This is a genomic window from Aeromonas bestiarum (assembly GCF_028751155.1).
GTDB classification, from domain to species: domain Bacteria; phylum Pseudomonadota; class Gammaproteobacteria; order Enterobacterales; family Aeromonadaceae; genus Aeromonas; species Aeromonas bestiarum.
In genome coordinates, this window is sequence record NZ_CP064746.1 from 958,875 (window position 1) to 978,134 (window position 19,260).

At 60.4% G+C, this 19,260-nt stretch carries 21 protein-coding genes; 15 read left to right on the forward strand and 6 right to left on the reverse strand.

Annotated features, from left to right (window positions below):
- Positions 1-168 precede the first annotated feature (168 nt).
- The 5 genes from IU367_RS04695 to IU367_RS04715 all read right to left on the reverse strand — a co-directional run bounded on the left by IU367_RS04695 (position 169) and on the right by IU367_RS04715 (position 2,273).
- The gene (locus IU367_RS04695; protein ID WP_043140136.1) at positions 169-537 is read right to left on the reverse strand and encodes a hypothetical protein; all 369 of its coding nucleotides are present in this window, start codon (positions 535-537) and stop codon (positions 169-171) included.
- Between the two features lie 4 nt (positions 538-541).
- The gene (gene torD, locus IU367_RS04700; RefSeq protein ID WP_274453561.1) at positions 542-1,186 is read right to left on the reverse strand and encodes a molecular chaperone TorD; all 645 of its coding nucleotides are present in this window, start codon (positions 1,184-1,186) and stop codon (positions 542-544) included.
- 148 nt (positions 1,187-1,334) lie between these two features.
- Entirely contained in the window at positions 1,335-1,739 is a 405-nt protein-coding gene (locus tag IU367_RS04705; RefSeq protein WP_043140138.1) for a GFA family protein, read from the reverse strand.
- Between the two features lie 26 nt (positions 1,740-1,765).
- The gene (locus IU367_RS04710; protein ID WP_043140140.1) at positions 1,766-2,053 is read right to left on the reverse strand and encodes a hypothetical protein; all 288 of its coding nucleotides are present in this window, start codon (positions 2,051-2,053) and stop codon (positions 1,766-1,768) included.
- Entirely contained in the window at positions 2,043-2,273 is a 231-nt protein-coding gene (locus IU367_RS04715) for a hypothetical protein (protein WP_274453562.1), read from the reverse strand. Before IU367_RS04715 ends, IU367_RS04710 begins: the two co-directional genes overlap by 11 nt.
- Before the next feature lie 350 nt (positions 2,274-2,623).
- Here IU367_RS04715 and glyA point away from each other — a divergent pair, with 350 nt between their 5' ends.
- The 15 genes from glyA to IU367_RS04790 all read left to right on the forward strand — a co-directional run bounded on the left by glyA (position 2,624) and on the right by IU367_RS04790 (position 17,172).
- Entirely contained in the window at positions 2,624-3,877 is a 1,254-nt protein-coding gene (gene glyA, locus IU367_RS04720) for a serine hydroxymethyltransferase (RefSeq protein ID WP_043555030.1), read from the forward strand.
- Between the two features lie 108 nt (positions 3,878-3,985).
- A complete protein-coding gene (locus tag IU367_RS04725; RefSeq protein ID WP_241278576.1) occupies positions 3,986-4,414 on the forward strand; it encodes a hypothetical protein in 429 nt (142 codons plus the stop codon).
- Positions 4,415-4,479: 65 nt separating this feature from the next.
- Positions 4,480-4,812 carry an NIPSNAP family protein gene (locus tag IU367_RS04730; protein WP_098982781.1) on the forward strand — a complete coding sequence of 111 codons (333 nt, stop codon included), beginning with the start codon at positions 4,480-4,482 and terminating at the stop codon, positions 4,810-4,812.
- A gap of 134 nt (positions 4,813-4,946) precedes the next feature.
- A complete protein-coding gene (nrdR, locus tag IU367_RS04735; protein ID WP_042866644.1) occupies positions 4,947-5,396 on the forward strand; it encodes a transcriptional regulator NrdR in 450 nt (149 codons plus the stop codon).
- 189 nt (positions 5,397-5,585) lie between these two features.
- Positions 5,586-6,695, forward strand: a complete 1,110-nt coding sequence (gene ribD / locus IU367_RS04740; protein WP_274453564.1) for a bifunctional diaminohydroxyphosphoribosylaminopyrimidine deaminase/5-amino-6-(5-phosphoribosylamino)uracil reductase RibD — start codon at positions 5,586-5,588, stop codon at positions 6,693-6,695.
- A gap of 55 nt (positions 6,696-6,750) precedes the next feature.
- Entirely contained in the window at positions 6,751-7,404 is a 654-nt protein-coding gene (locus tag IU367_RS04745) for a riboflavin synthase (RefSeq protein WP_274453565.1), read from the forward strand.
- 142 nt (positions 7,405-7,546) lie between these two features.
- Positions 7,547-8,656, forward strand: coding sequence for a bifunctional 3,4-dihydroxy-2-butanone-4-phosphate synthase/GTP cyclohydrolase II (gene ribBA / locus IU367_RS04750; RefSeq protein WP_043140152.1), 1,110 nt, complete (start codon positions 7,547-7,549; stop codon positions 8,654-8,656).
- A 131-nt stretch (positions 8,657-8,787) separates the two neighbouring features.
- Positions 8,788-9,258, forward strand: a complete 471-nt coding sequence (ribH, locus tag IU367_RS04755) for a 6,7-dimethyl-8-ribityllumazine synthase (RefSeq protein WP_042866640.1) — start codon at positions 8,788-8,790, stop codon at positions 9,256-9,258.
- 14 nt (positions 9,259-9,272) lie between these two features.
- On the forward strand, positions 9,273-9,686 hold the full coding sequence (gene nusB, locus IU367_RS04760; RefSeq protein ID WP_042035824.1) for a transcription antitermination factor NusB: 414 nt from the start codon (positions 9,273-9,275) through the stop codon (positions 9,684-9,686).
- A 57-nt stretch (positions 9,687-9,743) separates the two neighbouring features.
- A complete protein-coding gene (thiL, locus tag IU367_RS04765) occupies positions 9,744-10,703 on the forward strand; it encodes a thiamine-phosphate kinase (protein WP_043140161.1) in 960 nt (319 codons plus the stop codon).
- Positions 10,700-11,194, forward strand: coding sequence for a phosphatidylglycerophosphatase A family protein (locus tag IU367_RS04770; RefSeq protein ID WP_043555036.1), 495 nt, complete (start codon positions 10,700-10,702; stop codon positions 11,192-11,194). Before thiL ends, IU367_RS04770 begins: the two co-directional genes overlap by 4 nt.
- Before the next feature lie 511 nt (positions 11,195-11,705).
- On the forward strand, positions 11,706-13,430 hold the full coding sequence (locus tag IU367_RS04775) for an ABC transporter ATP-binding protein (RefSeq protein WP_241278573.1): 1,725 nt from the start codon (positions 11,706-11,708) through the stop codon (positions 13,428-13,430).
- A gap of 70 nt (positions 13,431-13,500) precedes the next feature.
- Complete coding sequence (locus IU367_RS04780) at positions 13,501-15,057, forward strand: ABC transporter substrate-binding protein (protein ID WP_241278572.1); 1,557 nt, start codon at positions 13,501-13,503, stop codon at positions 15,055-15,057.
- Positions 15,058-15,154: 97 nt separating this feature from the next.
- Positions 15,155-16,129 (forward strand): ABC transporter permease, encoded by a 975-nt coding sequence (locus tag IU367_RS04785; RefSeq protein ID WP_043140172.1) that lies wholly within the window; start codon positions 15,155-15,157, stop codon positions 16,127-16,129.
- A gap of 101 nt (positions 16,130-16,230) precedes the next feature.
- Positions 16,231-17,172, forward strand: coding sequence for an ABC transporter permease (locus IU367_RS04790; RefSeq protein ID WP_043140174.1), 942 nt, complete (start codon positions 16,231-16,233; stop codon positions 17,170-17,172).
- 211 nt (positions 17,173-17,383) lie between these two features.
- On the opposite strand, the gene dxs is transcribed toward IU367_RS04790, so the two are convergent.
- Positions 17,384-19,249: a 1-deoxy-D-xylulose-5-phosphate synthase gene (gene dxs / locus IU367_RS04795; protein ID WP_274453566.1), complete on the reverse strand. Its 1,866-nt coding sequence runs from the start codon at positions 19,247-19,249 to the stop codon at positions 17,384-17,386.
- Between the last annotated feature and the right edge of the window lie 11 nt (positions 19,250-19,260).

The following is a 19,260-nucleotide window of genomic DNA, read 5'->3' on the forward strand; positions in this document are numbered from 1 at the left end:
GGGTTGCTCCTGTATCGGTGGGAAAAGGAGCGGCACTATAACGGTTGCAACAAAACTGAATGGGAGCTGAATGTAAGCGGATGTTACCGGCTGTGGTTGCGTCAGCCCCGCGATAACGGGGTATCTGCGGATCCGGCTGTCATGATTTGTAATACTTTTGGCGCTTTTTCAGCCCTTCTGGCGGCCGAATGCCTGAATGCCGCGCGCCAGTACCAGCAGGCCTAGCACCTGAAAGGGCAGGGAGAGGGCAAGTAACAAGAGCCAGTGGGCCTCGCTGCCGCTGGCATTGATAAAACCTATCCAGGCGACCAGCAGGGTGAGCATGCCGGCTATCTGAAAGCGGCGGCGCAGTACCACCTCCACCCCCAGGTTGGCGAGGTAGAGGGTCAGCAATATGCCGCCAAAGCCGGTGAGCTGTGCCGTACCATACAAGTCTCTGTCCGGATGGAACAGCAGGCTGAAGAGCGGCGTCAGACCCTGATCCTGCGGGATCAGGGTCAGCAGCCAGCAGGCGATCAGCAACAGGGCGGTTTTCATCGACTCAGTCGGCGGAACGGGCCGGTTTGACCAGGCTGAGGTAGTTGGCATCCATGGTGAGGAATATCCCCAGCAGGCGGGCGCTGGCGCCATAGAAGCCGAATGGATCGGCGGCGCGGCAGGCGGCCTCGAAATGAGGGAACCAGACCAGCAGATGAGTGTGCAGCAACTCTTCCTGCTCGCCGAGCCACAGCTCACGCTGATCGGCACTGGTGGCTTCGGCGGCGCGTATGATGAGATTGCCCATCAGATCCAGTTCGACTCCCAGATGATCGACCGGCTGCGGGTACTTGGCGCTGACGTCGATGGCGAGCCGTGCCAGCCGTTGCTGCATGCGCACCAGAGATGCGGCCGTCAGATGGGCGGATTCATAAGGCTGAACGGCCGGGTCGGCCAGAAACAGCGCCTTGAAATCGGCTGCCAGGGCTCGGGCCCGATCCGGGCGCACCAACAGACGGGCGATGGCCTCGTTGAGCTCGGCGACGGCCGGGCGCATGGGATCCAGCGTGGAGAGGCTCTTCAGGAAGCTTCGCACATCGTAGCTGTCGTATTCGGCGATCTGTTCATCGCTGAGCTCGGCGCTAAACAGGGTGGCAAACCACCAGTACAGTTCGGCCCGACGTTCGCTAGTGGCCAGAAATTCCTGCATTTTTCCTCCGTGGATGGCAAGCGGGAAACAGAGTGAGCCCGATTCTAACGGCTTTGGCAGAAAAGTTAACCCATAGGTGACAATTCACCGAACAGGCCAGCACAAACGCCGCCGGAGGCGACGTTTTCAGGGCATGTCGGCGACGACGTCAGGGCGTGGGGCGGGTCTCGAACTGCGGCAGTGCATCACAGATCTCGTGCCAGGGGGCCTTGGATCCAACGAAGATGTGGAAGCCGGGTCGCTGGGTCGGCGCCTCGTTGAGGATGCCGAGGCGCAGGTTCAGCTTGCCGCTGCTGCGCTTCTCGCTGAACAGGCTGGAGCCGCAGTGGCGGCAGAAGGCGAGGCTGGTCTCGGGGGATTTCTGAAAGCGGCTGATGGCCTCTTCACCACGGGTGACAGTGACCTTGTCACCGTCCAGTCCGCCGACCGGGGCGTAATCGGCACCGGAGAACTTGCGGCACTCGGAGCAGTGGCAGTTGCCCAGGTAGTCGAACCGGTCGGGCAGGCTCAGGGCCACGGCGCCACACAGGCAGCTGGCGGTCAATTGTTTCATCTTGCGGTTCCTTGGCTGATGATGATTCAGCGCTCTTCGCGGTAGAGCGCCTGCTTGCAACGGGTGCAGATATGCTGGCGCCGGAAGTCGGTCTGATGCAGCAGGCCGACATCCAGCTGCTCATGATGGCCGCAATGAATGCAGAAGATGATATCGCCATCGACGGCCTCCGGATGGGCGGCCAGATACTGCTCCCGGGTGGGCAAGGCCTCCCACTGGTGGGTAAAGGGGCTCTTGCGACTGCCGGTATAGTAGACCCAATAGAAAACAGCGAATACCGATATGATCAGAAAAAGCATCAGGTTATCCATCATGGCGTACTCCCGTATAGCGCTGGTGCAGAGAAGGAAGACAGAGGCGGAAGTGGGTCGGGAACATGGCATTGCAATGGGGCGGCCGGCGGCGGCTGGGCGGCTCAGTCAGGCGGTCGTCGCCACCAACCCAGGGTTGGCTGGTGTGCTGGCGGAGGGTGAGCGCCAGGGGAAGGTGCAGATCCAGATCCATCGGGAGCAGGGTGAGGGCCTTGCTCGGCATTGTTAGCCTCCATCTTGGCTGGGCAACCACTGTGCCACGCAAAGATGTTATCTGTTAGTAAACGCTATATCCATGATCCGGCTCTGGTTTTTGCTGTTTGTTGGCTGTGCTTGCGGCGGCTTGCTGCGCTGTGGAGGAGTGAACAGCAGGGAAGGAGGCATGGGAAAGAGGGCCTTGACCGGCACCCTCTCGGGAGACAGCTCACCTGGCGCTGGCTTGGATATTTGCGACACATTTTACATTTTTTAAACAAATTTTTGGGTGGTTGGACTGTCTCTTTGATCTCGCTCACGTTACAATGCCGCTGCCCACTTCACCTAACGCGCAAACGATTTTCAGGAGAGAAACGGATGTTGAAACGTGACATGACCATCGCAGGCTATGATCCCCAGCTGTGGCAGGCCATCACAGACGAGACCCGTCGTCAGGAAGAGCATATCGAGCTGATCGCGTCTGAGAACTACACCAGCCCCCGCGTCATGGAAGCCCAGGGCTCCCAGCTGACCAACAAGTACGCCGAAGGCTATCCGGCCAAGCGCTACTACGGTGGTTGCGAGTACGTCGACGTGGTCGAAACCCTGGCCATCGAGCGCGCCAAGGAACTGTTTGGTGCCACCTATGCCAACGTGCAGCCGCACTCCGGCTCCCAGGCCAACAGCGCCGTCTACATGGCCCTGCTGCAGCCGGGCGATACCGTGCTGGGCATGAACCTGGCCCACGGTGGTCACCTGACCCACGGCTCCCCGGTCAACTTCTCCGGCAAGCTGTACAACATCATTCCTTACGGTATCGATGAGTCCGGCAAGATTGACTATGACGAGATGGAACGTCTGGCGGTCGAGCACAAGCCGAAGATGATGATAGGTGGCTTCTCCGCCTACTCAGGCGTGGTTGACTGGGCGCGCATGCGCGAAATCGCCGACAAGATCGGTGCCTGGCTGTTCGTCGACATGGCGCACGTGGCCGGTCTGATTGCCGCTGGCGTCTACCCGAACCCGGTACCCCACGCCCACGTGGTCACCTCCACCACCCACAAGACCCTGGCTGGTCCCCGTGGTGGCCTGATCCTCTCCGCCGCCGATGACGAAGAGCTCTACAAGAAGCTGAACTCCGCCGTCTTCCCGGGCGGCCAGGGCGGCCCGCTGATGCACGTCATCGCCGGTAAAGCCGTGGCGTTCAAGGAAGCGCTTGAGCCCGAGTTCAAGACCTATCAGGCTCAGGTAGTGAAAAACGCCAAAGCCATGGCGGCCACCTTCATCGAGCGTGGTTACAAGATCGTCTCCGGCGGTACCGACAACCATCTCATGTTGGTTGATTTGATCGGCCGCGAGCTGACCGGTAAAGAGGCCGATGCCGCCCTTGGCAAGGCCAACATCACGGTCAACAAGAACTCGGTGCCGAACGACCCGCGCTCTCCCTTCGTCACCTCGGGTGTGCGGATCGGTACCCCGGCCATCACCCGCCGTGGTTTCAAGGAAGCCGAGTCCATTCAGCTGACCAACTGGATCTGCGACGTGCTGGACAACCATGACAACGATGCCGTGCTGGCCACAGTGCGCGAGCAGGTACTGGATATCTGCCGTCGTTTCCCGGTTTATGCCTGATACGCCAGAGACTCTGGTATAAAAACAATGCCACCCCAGGGTGGCATTGTTGTTTCTGCTCCGGCCTTGCCATAGGGCTGTACTCATTCGACCGACAGAGGAGACATCATGCCAAATCAGACCGGGCTCAGTGATGAGGAACTCATCTCTGCCATCCGCGCCCAGTATCACTTTCGCCCAAGCCCCGAGGGCCTGCTGGCCTGGGATGTGCGCCGTCTGGTGCGGCTGAGCCGCAGGCTGCCGGTGCAAGCTGTGCCGCTCTCGCAGATCGCGGAGCTCGATAGTGAGCACTGGTACGGGCATGGGAACATCCGGCCCACGGTGCGCAGCATAGTCGAGCACTGTCAGCTGATGCTGGCCGTCGACCTCGCCTATCCCATCATTCTGGACAGTGCTGGCAGGGTCATGGATGGCATGCACAGGGTGAGCAAGGCGCTGATGCAGGGCCACACCCATATCGATGCGGTGCAGTTCGAGCAAGACCCGGCGCCCGACCATGTGGACTGCGACCCCGACGCCTTGCCCTATGATGATTGAGCCTCTGGTCGATTGAGTGGCGCTATACGGGCATTTTTACACCGTTTTTAGCAGGAGAAAGCGTGATGAAGCGAGTGCTGGAGATCCGGAGCTATCGGCTCAAGGCCGGGAGCCGTGCGGCTTTTCATCGGCTGGTTACCGAGCAGAGCCTGCCCTTGCACCTTGCCTGGGGGATGGATGTGGTGAGCCATGGCCCCTCCTTGCATGATCCGGACGCCTATTTTCTGATGCGGGCCTACGATGACCTTGAGCATCTGAACCGCTCCCAGGCGGCATTCTATGGGACCGAGGCCTGGCAAACAGGCCCGAGAGAGGCCATCGTTGCGCTGATCGAGGGGGATGCAAATACTGTGCTCTGGTTGCCAGGCGAGGCCATAGAGGCGCTGCGCACTGGCTGAGACGGCCAAGGTGCAGCTGCGGTGACATATTGTTTTTCTGGGCTTTTACCGGCTTTGGATGGCCGTGCTACACTGGCCGACCAAGATCCTGACCCCGCGGGGCAGGTGCCTTTTCAGTTAACGCCGGAGGTCAGATGCATTGCCCTTTCTGTAGTGCCGTTGATACCAAGGTGATCGATTCCCGTCTGGTGGCAGAAGGCCATCAGGTGCGCCGCCGTCGTGAGTGTCTGCTCTGTCACGAGCGCTTCACTACCTTCGAGATGGCCGAGCTGGTGATGCCCCGCGTCATCAAGTCCAACGGCTCCCGTGAACCCTTCAACGAAGACAAGCTGCGTGCCGGCATACTGCGGGCACTGGAGAAGCGGCCGGTGAGCATGGAGGCCATCGAGAAGGGGGTCAATCACATCAAGTCCCGCCTGCGGGCCACAGGTGAGCGCGAAGTCGCCTCCCAGCTGGTGGGCAACCTGGTGATGGATGAGCTCAAGGGCCTGGACAAGGTCGCCTATATCCGCTTTGCCTCCGTCTATCGCAGCTTCGAAGACATTCGTGAATTTGGCGAAGAGATCGCCAAGCTGGAGAAGTAACGCTGTCGGGTGGGCAAGCTGATATCCGCTTCGTTTCCACCTATCGCGGCGTCGAAGAGATTCACCTTGTTTATGGCAAGAGGCGGCGAAGAGAGGGCGACGTTGGAGAAACAAGCTTCCCCAACGTCCGATCACGCTGCGCTAATCGAACCTGCAACGCCCATTTTCTCGCTTTGAACGGGAGCTCAGATGTTTAGTCAAGATGATTACCAATGGATGAGTCGGGCCCTCGAACTGGCCCGCCGCGGCCGCTATACCACGGCGCCCAACCCCTGCGTCGGTGCCGTGCTGGTGAAAGCCGGCGTTGTGGTCGGTGAGGGGTGGCACAAGCGTGCCGGCGAACCCCATGCCGAGGTCTATGCCCTGCATGCCGCCGGTGAACAGGCCCGTGGCGCCACCGCCTATGTGACCCTGGAGCCCTGTTCCCACTATGGCCGTACCCCGCCCTGCGCCGAGGCGCTGATCAAGGCCGGGGTGACCCGGGTGGTGGCCGCCATGGTCGATCCCAATCCAGAGGTGGGCGGACGCGGGCTGCGCATGTTGTCTGAGGCCGGCATCAAGACCGACTTCGGCCTGCTCAGCGCCGAGGCCGAGGCACTCAATCCGGGCTTCTTCAAGCGGATGCGCACCGCTTTCCCACAGGTGACGGTCAAGCTCGGCGCCAGCCTGGATGGCCGCACCGCCATGGCAAGCGGCGAGAGCCAGTGGATAACGGGTCCCCTGGCCCGTGCCGATGTGCAGCGACTGCGGGCCCGTCACGATGCCGTGCTCTCCAGCGCCGAAACCGTGCTGGCCGATGGTGCCTCGCTGACCGTACGCTGGGACGAGCTGCCCCCCTCGGTCAAGGCCAGCTACCCCAAAGAGACGTTGCGCCAGCCGCTGCGGGTCATAGTCGACTCGCAAAACCGGCTCACCCCGGACCTGCCGCTGTTCCAGAGCACAGGCCCTGTCTTGCTGGCCCGTCACAAGGCGACCGGCGACTGGCCGGCCTGGGTGCAGCAACTGGAGCTGCCGCTGCTGGATGGCAAGCTGGATCTGGTCAGTCTCTTCATGCTGCTGGCCAAGCAGCACATCAACTCGGTGCTGGTGGAGGCGGGGCCGCGGCTGTGTGGCGCCCTGTTGAACAAGGGGCTGGTGGATGAGCTGGTGCTCTACCAGGCACCCAGACTGATGGGGGATGAGGGGCGTGGTCTGTTCCATCTGCCCGAACTCACCCGGCTGTTCCAGGCACCCAAGCTCAACATCAAGGATGTGCGGCTGGTGGGGCAGGACATTCGCATCACGGCGAAAATAGCCTGATTTTTCAATGTTTATCTGGGGCCTGCCCGGCCCCGTCATCAGCAAGGTGATCTGCATGTTTACCGGAATTATCGAAGCTGTGGGCACCCTGGCCGAGCTGCGTCGGCAGGGTGAAGACATGGTTCTCACAGTCCAGGCCCCGACCCTGGATTTCAGTGACGTCAAACTGGGTGACTCCATCGCTACCAACGGTGTCTGCCTGACTGTGATTGGCCTTGGCGACCAGCGCTACAGCGCCGATGTGTCGCTGGAGACCCTGTCGTGCACCGGCTTTGCCACGGCCAAGGTGGGCGATCCCGTCAATCTGGAGAAGGCGCTGATGCCCAGCTCCCGCTTGGGCGGCCATCTGGTCTCCGGTCATGTGGACGGAGTGGGGGAGGTGAAGAGCAAGTCCAGCAGCGGCCGCGCCATCGAATACTGGATCAAGGCGCCAGGGTCGCTCTCCCGCTACATAGCGGAGAAGGGCTCGATCGCGGTGGACGGCATCAGCCTGACGGTCAACGCCGTGCAGGGGGACTTGTTCCGCCTGACCATAGTGCCCCACACGGCGCAGGAGACCACCATAGCGCGCTGGAAACCGGGCCATAGCGTGAATCTCGAGGTGGATCAGATAGCCCGCTATCTGGAGCGACTGATGCAAGGCAAGGCCCATGACAGCTCGTCATCGACCCTGACGCTGGAAAAGCTGACCCAGTCCGGCTTCCTGTAACGGCCGATGCCGCGGGAAAAACGCTTTTCTGTGATCCCGCTCCGATTGAAATGGGGCCTTGTGCCCCCATCTAGAGCAGAATAATCCTGTATCAAGTCGAGCCGGCAGGCTCAATCCCCGAAGCATGTTGATGGAGTAACCCATGGCGCTGAGCACAACCCAGGAAATCATTGCCGATATCAAGGCTGGCAAGATGGTGATCCTGATGGATGACGAAGACAGGGAGAACGAAGGGGACCTCATCATGGCCGCCTCCTGTGTCCGCCCGGAGGATATCAACTTCATGGCCCGCTATGGCCGTGGTCTCATCTGCCTGACCCTGACCCGGGATCGCTGCAAGCAACTGGCGTTGCCGCTGATGGTTGATCGCAACAATGCCCAGTTCTCCACCGCCTTCACCGTCACCATAGAAGCGGCCGAAGGGGTGACCACAGGCATCTCGGCTGCCGATCGCGCCGTCACGGTACAGGCGGCGGTGGCGCCCAATGCCAAGGCTGCCGATCTGGTGCAGCCGGGCCACATATTCCCGTTGATGGCGCAGGATGGCGGCGTGCTGACCCGTGCCGGTCACACCGAAGCGGGCTGCGATCTGGCCCGTCTTGCAGGCTACGAGGCGGCCTCCGTCATCGTCGAGATCCTCAACGAGGATGGCACCATGGCGCGCCGTCCTGACTTGGAGATCTTCGCCGAGCAGCACGGCATCAAGCTTGGCACCATCGCCGACCTTATCGAATACCGCAACCAGCACGAGACCACGGTCGAGAAGGTGGCCGAGTGCAAGCTGCCTACCGAATACGGCGAGTTCGACCTCATCACCTTCCGCGACACCATAGACAACCAGGTGCACTTTGCCCTGAAGAAAGGCGAAGTACAGGCCGAGCAGCCGACCCTGGTGCGGGTCCATCTGCACGACGTGCTGAGCGATCTGCTGTTGACCGACCGTCACGCCGCCCGCAGCTGGCCGTTGCCCAAGTCCATGGCCCGCATCGCTCAGGAAGGTGGCGTGCTGGTGATCCTGGGGGCCGAGGCCCACGGCGAGGAGCTGCTGGCCCGGGTCAAGGGCTTTGAAGCTGCCGACAAGGGGCTGCAACCGGAAGGGGCCAAGTGGCAGGGCACCTCGCGCCGGGTCGGCGTGGGCTCCCAGATCCTCAAGACGCTGGGGGTCGGCAAGATGCGGCTGTTGAGCTCGCCGAAGAAATACCACGCCCTCGGCGGTTTCGGCCTGGAAGTGGTGGAATACGTCGGCGAATAAGCGCGTCGTCCGAATGACATTGAGATCATGGCCGCCCGTTGCGGCCATGGTTTTTGTCGTGGGTCTGTTGTGCTAGAATGTGCGCACTTTTGACTCCGGCCCCTTTTGATTGCACAGATACAGGATTTCCAATGAAGGTTATCGAAGGAAATATCGCCGCTCCTGAGGCGCGCGTTGCTATTGTCGTTGCCCGTTTCAACAGCTTCATCAACGAAAGCCTGGTGGACGGTGCTGTGGACGTGCTGAAGCGTCAAGGCCAGATCCAGGACAGCAATCTGACCCTGGTGCGCGTGCCGGGCGCCGTCGAAATCCCCCTGGCAGCCAAAAAGCTGGCCAAGAGTGGTCAATACGACGCCATAGTCGCGCTGGGCACCGTCATCCGTGGTGGCACCTACCACTTCGAGCTGGTGGCGAGCGAGAACGGCAAGGGCCTGGCCCAGGTAATGATGGAATATGAAATTCCGGTTGCCTTCGGCGTACTGACCACAGAAAACATTGAACAAGCCATCGAGCGCGCCGGTACCAAGGCGGGTAACAAGGGTGCAGAGGCTGCACTGAGCGCGCTCGAAATGATCAACGTCCTGAAACAGCTGGACGTGTAACGAGGAGAAGTACATTGAAACCGTCCGAGCGCCGTAAAGCCCGCCATTGCGCCACCCAGGCCATCTACCAGTGGCAGATGACCAGGGCCAACGTGGGCGACATCGAAGAGCAGTTCAAGATAGATCAGGACACCAAGGGTGTGGACCTGAACTATTTCCGCGATCTGCTGTTCGGGGTAGCCCTCCACTGCAACGAGCTGGACAAGGTGTTTTCCCCTTTCCTCTCCCGTCCGCTGGAAGAAGTGGACATGGTGGACAAGGCGATCCTGCGTCTGGCGACCTATGAGCTGACCCGTCGTGATGATGTGCCGCCGCGTGTGGTGATCAACGAAGCGATCGAGTTGGCCAAGGCCTTTGCTGCCGATGACAGCCACAAGTTTGTCAACGGTGTACTGGACAAGGTGATCAAGACGCTGGCCAAGCGTTGATCCTGCTGTCCGTCAGCATTAAGAGAGGAGCCAGCCTAACCGCTGGCTTTTTACTGTATGGGTGAATTTGAGCTGATTGATAAGTACTTCAAGGTCCCCCACGCCCGCAAGGACGTGGTGATGGGCCCTGGAGATGACTGCGCCCTGTTGACCCTGCCGGCCGATACTCAGCTGGCGGTGAGCACGGATACCCTGGTGAGCGGCGTCCACTTCTTCCCCGACATGGATCCGGTGGATCTCGGCTACAAGGCACTGGCGGTCAATCTGTCCGACCTTGCCGCCATGGGCGCCGAGCCGCGCTGGGTGTCGCTGGCACTGACGCTGCCGGCCATCAACGAACCCTGGGTCGCCGGCTTTGCCGAAGGCTTTCTCGAACTGGCCGAATACTACAACGTGGCGCTGGTGGGTGGGGACATGACCCGCGGCCCGCTCTCCATCACAGTCTCGGTGAAGGGATCCGTCCCCGCCGGTCGCGCCCTGATGCGCAGCGGTGCCAAGGCCGGCGACGGCATCTATGTCACCGGCACCCTGGGGGATGCCGCCCTGGCGCTCTCCCATCTGCTCGGCAAGCGCAGCCTCAACGAGAACCAGCTGGCCGCCGTGCTGCCACGGCTCGATCATCCCCATCCCCGCATTCTGGCAGGGCAGGCCCTGCGCGGGCTGGCGAGCAGTGCGCTGGATCTCTCCGACGGGCTTTCCTCGGATCTCGGCCATATCCTCAAGGCCTCCGGGGTGCGGGCCCAGATCGATCTCGGCCTGCTGCCCCTCTCGCCCGTGCTGCAGGATGCGGTGCCCGAGCAGGATGCCTGGCAGCTGGCGCTGGCCGGTGGCGATGACTACGAGCTCTGTTTCACGGTGCCGGAGGAGTATCGCGGCGCGCTGGATACGGCGCTGGCCAACTGTGGCGTCAAGTTCACCCGCATCGGCCGCATCGTAGCGGGCGAGGTGGGCATCGACTACCTGAGAGGCGAGCAAGTGGTTGAACTGCAACTGAAAGGGTGGGATCACTTCGCATGAGCTTGTTCAGGATAAAGCCCGAGCTGACACGACTGAACCTGAAGCACCCGCTGCACTTGCTGGCGGTGGGGTTTGGCTCCGGTCTCTCCCCCAGGGCGCCGGGCACCATGGGGACGCTGGTCGCCATTCCGCTCTATCTGCTGGTGAGCGGTCTGCCGACGCCCTGGTTCATCGCCCTGCTGGCGGTGGGGTTCGTGGCGGGCATTCGTATCTGCCAGAGTGCCACCGATGCCATCGGCATGCCGGATCACGGTGCCATCGTCTGGGACGAGGTGATAGGTTTTGGCGTGACCATGATAGCGGCGCCAGCCGGTTGGCAGTGGGTGCTGGCCGGCTTCGTGCTGTTCCGGCTGTTCGATGTGTTCAAGCCCTGGCCCATCTCCTGGTTCGATCGCCGCATTCACGGCGGACTCGGCATCATGCTGGACGATCTCATCGCCGGCCTGTTCGCCCTGTTTTGTATGCAATTGCTGGCATACTGGCTGGGGTGAATCTCCCCGCAAGGGGGATCGCCAGCCTGGCATCCCCCTATATAGCTCTGTTTAGTTTTCATTCATCGGCATATGCTGCCGTTAAAAAATCATTTCACATAAATATTCACTACTCATTCGAAGCTTAATGCTATTGTACCAATAGTGATTATTCCCGCCTGTTGCGTCTTTGTTGAAAGTAAAAGCACTAAAAAATCTTGATGGTGGTCATATAGTCTAGTTATGTGACACAAGTCATCATTTATGACTGCTGCAATGGCCACTGACTGAGCAAAGTATTGCGAAATTGTATAACCCGATCATTTACACTCGCGGTCAAACCGTCTAAGTTACTCGCGGGTTATTCCAAAAAAATGCAAAAAACCCGCCCGGATCGCTGGTTTCGCTGCCTCATGGATTGAGCGTTTATTACTCAGAAAAGCACTCAAGATCAGTACTCAAGGCACAACTGGCATCTGCGGCCGATTTACGGACGAATTATTTGGGACGGATGTCCCCCGCAGAGGTAAACATGTCCTTGCTCGAAGTGAAAAACTTGCGGATCGAGTACCCCTCCCGCTATGGGGTGCTGGCCGCGGTCAAAGATCTCTCTTTGTGTGTCGAAAAAGGGGAGATCGTCGGTGTGGTGGGCGAATCTGGCGCCGGTAAATCCACCATAGGCAATGCCGTCATCGATCTGCTGAGCCCGCCGGGCCGCATCGCCCGTGGTGACATCTATCTCAACGGCGAACTCATCTCCGGCAAGAGCCAGAACGAGATGCGGGCCATCCGTGGTTCCCGCATCGGTTTCATCTTCCAGGATCCCATGACCTCCCTCAATCCGCTGTTCACCGTTGAACAGCAACTGATGGAGACCATACTGGCCAATACCAAGCTCTCTCGCGATGCCGCCTTTGCCAAGGCGCTCGAGCTGATGGGCGCGGTCGGGATCCCGCAGCCCGAGCTGCGTATCAAGCAGTATCCGCACCAGTTTTCCGGCGGCATGCGCCAGCGGGTGGTCATCGCCATCGCGTTGTCGTGCGATCCCGAGCTCATCATCGCCGATGAGCCGACCACGGCCCTCGACGTCTCCATTCAGGATCAGATCCTCCAGCTCATCCGCAACCTCTGCAAAGAGCGCCAGGTGGGCTGCATGCTGGTGACCCACGACATGGGTGTGGTCTCCAACGTCACCGACAAGGTGGCGGTCATGTATCGCGGCGATCTGGTGGAGTTCGGTACCACCGAACAGGTGCTGGGTCGCCCCACTCACCCTTATACCCGCAGTCTCATCTCGGCTGTGCCCCGCTCGGACGTCAAGCTGGTGCGCTTCCCGCTGGTCTCCTATATCGAGGATGCCAGTGCGCCGGATACCAATATCGATCTCAAGACCCACTGGCTCGGCCAGAGTCAGGATGAGCGCACCTACGAGGGGGCCCTGCTGCGGGTGGAGAACGTGGATCTGAGGTTCGTCACCAAGGACTCCATCTTCCCGAGCCGCCGCCAGTATGTGCGCGCCTGCAACAACATCAGCTTCGAGATCTTCGAAGGGGAAACCTTCGGTCTGGTGGGGGAGTCGGGTTCCGGCAAATCCACCATAGCCCGTGCCATCACAGGCCTCTATCCGCCCGATACCGGCAAGATCTTCTTCGAGGGGATCGATCTGACGGCTCTGAAAGGGGAGCACGAGCGCCGTCCGCTGCGCCGCCAGATGCAGATGGTGTTCCAGAACCCTTACTCCTCGATGAACCCGCGCATGAAGGTGCGTGACATCATCGCCGAGCCCATCCGCTTCCATAAGCTGGCAGGCAGCGAGAGCCAGATCGAGGGCATCGTCAACGATCTGCTCGATCACGTGGGGCTCGGCCGCGGTGCCGGGGTCAAGTATCCCCACGAGTTCTCCGGCGGTCAGCGTCAGCGCATCTCCATCGCCCGTGCCCTGGCGACCCGGCCGCGCTTCCTCATCTGCGACGAGCCTACCTCGGCGCTGGATGTCTCGGTACAGGCTCAGATCCTCAACCTGCTCAAGGATCTGCAGCAGGAGCTCGGGCTAACCATGCTGTTCATCAGTCACGATCTGCCGGTGATCCGCCAGATGTGTGATCGCATCGGCGTGATGCAGCACGGTCATCTGGTGGAAGTGGCCGAGACCGAAAAACTGTTTACCAATGCCGAGCATGAGTACAGCCGCAAGCTGATCTCGCTGATGCCGGAGTTCAAGGGAATGTCCCGCGAGGGGCTGGAAATCGCAAGCTAGGAAAGAGCCGGCTCGCCGGTCTGCTTGTCACAAAAAGTGTCAATAAAAAGCCAAAAGCATGGAGAAAGACATGAAGAAAGGATTATCCAAGATTGCCATGGCGCTGTTCGCCGCGGGTCTCGCGTTTAACGTCTCTGCCGCCGACATCACAGTGGCCGTTGCCTCCGACGCCACCTCGCTGGATCCGCAGGAGCAGCTCTCCGGTCAGACCCTGGAGATGTCTCACCTGGTGTTCGATCCCCTGATGCGTTACACCCAGGATCTGAAGTTCGAGCCGCGTCTGGCCGAGAAGTTTGAACGTATCGACGACAAGACGGTGCGTTTCCACCTGCGCAAGGGCGTCAAGTTCCACTCCGGCAATGATTTCACCGCCGATGACGTGGTGTGGACCGTCAACCGCCTGAAGGCCTCTCCCGACTTCAAGGCCATCTTCGACCCCATCGCCGAAGTGAAGAAGGTCGATGATCTGACCGTCGATCTGATCACCGCCAAGCCGTTCCCGCTGGTGCTGCAGACCGTCACCTATATCTTCCCGATGGACTCCAAGTTCTACACCGGCAAGGATGAAACCGGTAAAGACAAGGCCGAGATCGTCAAGAACGGCAGCTCCTATGCCTCCACCCATGTTTCCGGTACAGGTCCGTTCAGCGTCAAGTTCCGCGAGCAGGGCGTCAAGCTGGAATACGTGCGCAACGCCAACTACTGGGACAAGGCTTCCAAGGGCAACGTTCAGAACCTGACCGTGGTACCGATCAAGGAAGACGCCACCCGTGTGGCCGCCCTGCTGGGCGGTGACGTGGACATGATCTACCCGGTTGCTCCGAACGATCTGGAGCGCGTGAAGAATGGCAAGGATTCCCAACTGGTGACCCTGTCCGGTACCCGCGCCATCATCATAGAGCTGAACCAGAACACCAACCCGGCTCTGAAAGACAAGCGCGTGCGTCAGGCGATCAACCTGGCCATCAACGAAGTCGGCATAGTCGACAAGATCAACAAAGGCTTCGGCACCCCGGCCGGCCAGCTGAGCCCGAAAGGCTATGCCGGTCACAACGAGGCGCTCAAGCCCCAGTATGATCTGGCCAAGGCCAAGCAGCTGATGAAGGAAGCCGGTTTCGAGCAGGGCTTCAAGATGAGCTTCATCTCCCCGGCTGCCCGCTACGTCAACGACGTCAAGATTGCCCAGGCTGTCTCCGCCATGCTGTCCAAGATCAACATCAAGGTCGATCTGAAGACCATGCCGGTGGCCCAGTACTGGCCCGAGTTTGACAAGTGTGCGGCAGACATGCAGCTGATCGGCTGGCACTCAGACACCGAAGACAGTGCGAACTTCTTCGAGTTCCTGACCTTCACCAAGGATGCCAAGACCGGCATGGGTCAGTACAACTGCGGCGGTTATGCCAACGCAGAGGCTGACAAGCTGGTCGAGCAGGCCAACGCCGAAACCGATCCGGCCAAGCGTGCCGCCATCCTGCAGAAGGTGGAAGCCATGCTGATCGACGACGCCGCCTATGTGCCGTTGCACTGGGAAGACCTGGCCTATGGCGCCAAGAAAAACGTCGACATCAAGCCAGTGGTCAACGTGATGAACTTCCCTTACCTGGGTGACCTGGTGGTCAACAAGTAAGCAGGGTCGTAAAGAAGGACCTGGCGGGGGCAGCCATGGGCGCCCCCGCCATTAACAGAAGCCTGTGCCAAGACACAGGCCACGTAGAAGGACAAGCATGTTTACATTCCTGCTGAAACGGTTCTATCAGGCCGTGATAGTGATGTTCGTCATCAGCCTGGTCGCCTTCTCCATCCAGGACAACCTGGGGGATCCGCTGCGCGAGCTGGTGGGACAATCCGTCTCCGAGTCCGTGCGCCATGAGTTGCGCGAAAAGATGGGCCTTAACGATCCCTTTTTGGTGAAATACAGCCGCTTCTTGCAAAATGCAGTGCAAGGGGATCTGGGCACCTCCTACTTCTTCAAGCGACCCGCTCTCGAGGTGATACTCGACAAGCTGGTGGCTACCCTTGAGCTGGTCTTTGCCGCTGCACTGATCATCGTCGCCGTCTCCATTCCGCTGGGGGTTTACTCGGCGATAAGGCCACGCAGCTTCCTGACCAAGCTCATCATGGCGGTGAGCAGCATCGGCATCTCGATCCCTGTCTTCCTGACGGCGATCATGCTGATGTATCTGTTCTCCATCCAGCTCGGCTGGCTGCCGGCCTATGGCCGTGGCGAGACCCTTAACCTGCTGGGCTGGGAGTCGGGCTTCTTCACCTGGGATGGCATCAAGCACCTGATCCTGCCCGCGGTGTCGCTCTCCTCCATCATGCTGCCGCTGTTCATCCGGCTGGTGCGCTCCGAGATGCTGGAGCAGCTCTCTTCCGAATACGTCAAGTTCGCCCGTGCCAAGGGACTGGACAACAACAAGGTCTACTACCAGCACGCTCTGAAGAACACCATGCTGCCGGTCATTACCGTCGGTGGCGTGCAGATCGGCACCATGGTTGCCTACACCATCTTGACCGAGAGCGTGTTCCAGTGGCCGGGGACGGGTTTCCTGTTCCTCGAGGCGATCCACAGGGTTGATACCCCGCTGATCACCGCCTACGTCATCTTCGTCGGCCTGATCTTCGTGGTGACCAATACCTTGGTCGACCTGCTCTACGGGTTCATCAACCCGACCGTCAACCTGACTGCCAAGGGGTAACAGATGACTGACGCTGTGACTGTGAGCCGCTGTTTGACATGGCGCAACCACGCGGGTCTTGCCATCAACCCGGCTATCTACCTGGCTACGAAGGGGTAAGCATGAGTAACGCAGTAACTGCAAGCCCAAGCCGTTGGGCACGTTTTAAAAATTCCGATATCGTCTACTACTTCCTGCGCGATAAAGTCGCCATGTTCAGCTTCGCCGTGTTCGTGGTGTTCGTGCTGGCCGCGCTGCTGGCACCCTGGCTGGCGCCGCACAACGTCTACGATCAGACCAGCTTCGATCTGATGGATGCCGAGCTGCCGCCCTCCTGGCTGGAAGGGGGCGAGGAGCGCTTCTGGCTCGGCACCGACAACCAGGGCCGCGACATCTGGAGCACCATCCTCTATGGTGCCCGCATCTCGTTGACCATAGGGCTGTTTGCGGTGGGGCTGCAACTGGTGCTCGGCATCGTCATTGGCCTTATCGCCGGTTACTTCGGTGGCCGCATCGACAACCTGCTGATGCGCTTCGCCGATGTGCAGCTGTCGTTCTCCACCATGATGGTGGCCATCATCATCTCCGCCATCTTCCAGGCCAGTTTTGGCTCCGAGGTTTACTCCGAATTTGCCATCGTCATGCTGGTGGTGATCATCGGCATCGCCGAGTGGCCGCAGTACGCCCGTACCGTGCGTGCCTCTGTGCTGGCGGAGAAGAAGAAGGAGTATGTGGAAGCGGCGCAGGTGATGGGGTTCCGTGCCCCACGCATCATGTTCCGCCACATTCTGCCGAACTGTCTGTCACCCATCCTGGTCATCTCCACGGTGCAGGTGGCCAACGCCATCATGAGCGAGGCGGCACTCTCCTTCCTCGGATTGGGAATGCCGGTGGATCAGCCATCGCTGGGCTCTCTCATCAGCGTCGGCTTCAACTACATCTTCTCCGGCTCCTGGTGGATCACCGCCTTCCCGGGCATCTGTCTGGTGGTGCTGGTGCTGGTCATCAACCTGCTGGGCGACTGGCTGCGGGATGTGTTCAACCCCAAGATCTACAAAGGCTGATAAAAACCTGTCCTCACACTTACTGCGAGGGCGTGATCAAGGCTCATGTGCTGCTCGGAATCCTCACGTATGTCTATACGCTCCGGTTCCTGCGCTGCTCTTCACCTTGCTGACGCCCTTCTCGCGACAGTGTGTGCACAGGTTTGAAATAATGGATAACAAGAAGGGCGCCATCAGGCGCCCTTCTTTATTTGCTAGTCAACGTGCCTGATCAGGCCAGCAGCCAGGTTTCGATGCTGGCTTGAATACCAGTGCTGTCGAGTCCCAGCAGTGCGTAGATCTCCTCCTGGGTGCCTTGCTCCACGAAGCGATCCGGCAGGCCCAGATTGAGCACCGGCTTGCACTGTTTGCTGCGCATCAGCAGCTCGTTCACCGCAGAGCCGGCGCCGCCCATGATGGCGTTGTCCTCTATGGTCACGAACTGGTCGTGGCTGGCGGCCAAGGAGAGCACCAGCGCCTCATCCATCGGCTTGACGAAGCGCATGTCCACCAGAGTGGCGTCGAGCGCCTCGGCGGCGGCCCTGGCCTGTTGCAGCAGGGTGCCGAACGCCAGTATGGCGGTGCCCTTGCCCTCGCGAATGACACGGCCCTTGCCGAGCGCCAGCGCCTGCATCTCGGTCTGCACCTCGATGCCTGTGCCGCTGCCGCGGGGGTAGCGCACCGCCGCAGGCTGGTTGCACTGATAGCCGGTGTAGAGCATCTGGCGACACTCGTTCTCGTCGGACGGCGTCATCACCACCATATTGGGCACGGTGCGCAGGAAGCTGATGTCGAACGCCCCCTGATGGGTCGGGCCATCGGCGCCCACCAGACCGGCCCGGTCGATGGCGAACAGCACAGGCAGTTCCTGCAGCGCCACGTCGTGGATCAACTGGTCATAGGCGCGCTGCAGGAAGCTCGAATAGATGGCGACCACCGGCTTCTTGTCGGCGATGGCGAGGCCGGCGGCGAAGGTGACCGCATGCTGCTCGGCGATGGCCACGTCGAAGTAGCGATCCGGATACTGCTGGCTGAATTTGACCAGCCCTGAGCCCTCGCGCATGGCGGGGGTGATGCCGACCAGCTTCTCGTCTTTTGCCGCCATGTCGCACAGCCACTGGCCGAAGATGGCGGAGAAGCTCGGCTTGCCGCCGCTTGCCTTGGGCAGGGTGCACTCGTCCGGATTGAACTTGGGCACGCCGTGATAACCGATAGGGTCTTTCTCGGCAGGCTCGTAGCCCTTGCCCTTCTTGGTCTTGACATGCAGCAGCTGGGGTCCCTTGAGGTTGCGCATGTTGCGCAGTGTCTCGACCAGGGCGTTGATGTCGTGGCCGTCGATGGGGCCTATGTAGTTGAAGCCGAACTCTTCGAACAGGGTGCCGGGCACCACCATGCCCTTGAGATGCTCCTCGGCCCGCTTGGCCAGCTCCTTGACCGGCGGCAGACCCGCCAGCACCTTCTTGCCACCCTCGCGTATGGTGGTGTAGAGCTTGCCCGACATGATGCGGGCCAGGTGGTTGTTGAGCGCCCCGACATTCTCGGAGATGGACATCTCGTTGTCGTTGAGCACCACCAGCATGTCCTTGTGGACATCGCCGGCGTGATTGAGCGCCTCGAAGGCCATGCCGGCCGTGATGGCGCCGTCACCTATCACCGCTACCACCTTGCGACCCAGACCCTCGCTCTCGGCGGCGACCGCCATGCCGAGTGCCGCACCTATGGAGGTGCTGGAGTGGCCAACCGAGAGCACGTCATATTCGCTCTCGCCACGCCAGGGGAAGGGGTGCAGGCCGTCTTTCTGGCGGATGCTCTGCATACGGTCGCGACGACCGGTCAGGATCTTGTGGGGATAGGCCTGATGGCCCACATCCCACACTAGTCGATCGAACGGCGTGTTGTAGACGTAGTGCAGCGCCACCGTCAGTTCGACTGTGCCGAGCCCGGAGGCGAGATGACCACTGGAGCGGCTCACCGAACGCAGCAGATATTCGCGCAGTTCGTCGCACAGTACGGGCAGTCGCTCGAAGGGCAGGGATCGCAACTCGACCGGCGTATCCGCGAGGGCCAGGTTGGGGAAATTACTTATATCAACGCTCATATTGTTACTGT

Bases quoted from the DNA above. Each gene is read 5' to 3' on its own strand.
- IU367_RS04695 (WP_043140136.1), bottom strand. From the start codon at position 537: ATGAAAACCGCCCTGTTGCTGATCGCCTGCTGGCTGCTGACCCTGATC.
- torD (WP_274453561.1), bottom strand. From the start codon at position 1,186: ATGCAGGAATTTCTGGCCACTAGCGAACGTCGGGCCGAACTGTACTGG.
- IU367_RS04705 (WP_043140138.1), bottom strand. From the start codon at position 1,739: ATGAAACAATTGACCGCCAGCTGCCTGTGTGGCGCCGTGGCCCTGAGC.
- IU367_RS04710 (WP_043140140.1), bottom strand. From the start codon at position 2,053: ATGATGGATAACCTGATGCTTTTTCTGATCATATCGGTATTCGCTGTT.
- IU367_RS04715 (WP_274453562.1), bottom strand. From the start codon at position 2,273: ATGCCGAGCAAGGCCCTCACCCTGCTCCCGATGGATCTGGATCTGCAC.
- glyA (WP_043555030.1), top strand. From the start codon at position 2,624: ATGTTGAAACGTGACATGACCATCGCAGGCTATGATCCCCAGCTGTGG.
- IU367_RS04725 (WP_241278576.1), top strand. From the start codon at position 3,986: ATGCCAAATCAGACCGGGCTCAGTGATGAGGAACTCATCTCTGCCATC.
- IU367_RS04730 (WP_098982781.1), top strand. From the start codon at position 4,480: ATGAAGCGAGTGCTGGAGATCCGGAGCTATCGGCTCAAGGCCGGGAGC.
- nrdR (WP_042866644.1), top strand. From the start codon at position 4,947: ATGCATTGCCCTTTCTGTAGTGCCGTTGATACCAAGGTGATCGATTCC.
- ribD (WP_274453564.1), top strand. From the start codon at position 5,586: ATGTTTAGTCAAGATGATTACCAATGGATGAGTCGGGCCCTCGAACTG.
- IU367_RS04745 (WP_274453565.1), top strand. From the start codon at position 6,751: ATGTTTACCGGAATTATCGAAGCTGTGGGCACCCTGGCCGAGCTGCGT.
- ribBA (WP_043140152.1), top strand. From the start codon at position 7,547: ATGGCGCTGAGCACAACCCAGGAAATCATTGCCGATATCAAGGCTGGC.
- ribH (WP_042866640.1), top strand. From the start codon at position 8,788: ATGAAGGTTATCGAAGGAAATATCGCCGCTCCTGAGGCGCGCGTTGCT.
- thiL (WP_043140161.1), top strand. From the start codon at position 9,744: ATGGGTGAATTTGAGCTGATTGATAAGTACTTCAAGGTCCCCCACGCC.
- IU367_RS04770 (WP_043555036.1), top strand. From the start codon at position 10,700: ATGAGCTTGTTCAGGATAAAGCCCGAGCTGACACGACTGAACCTGAAG.
- IU367_RS04775 (WP_241278573.1), top strand. From the start codon at position 11,706: ATGTCCTTGCTCGAAGTGAAAAACTTGCGGATCGAGTACCCCTCCCGC.
- IU367_RS04780 (WP_241278572.1), top strand. From the start codon at position 13,501: ATGAAGAAAGGATTATCCAAGATTGCCATGGCGCTGTTCGCCGCGGGT.
- IU367_RS04785 (WP_043140172.1), top strand. From the start codon at position 15,155: ATGTTTACATTCCTGCTGAAACGGTTCTATCAGGCCGTGATAGTGATG.
- IU367_RS04790 (WP_043140174.1), top strand. From the start codon at position 16,231: ATGAGTAACGCAGTAACTGCAAGCCCAAGCCGTTGGGCACGTTTTAAA.
- dxs (WP_274453566.1), bottom strand. From the start codon at position 19,249: ATGAGCGTTGATATAAGTAATTTCCCCAACCTGGCCCTCGCGGATACG.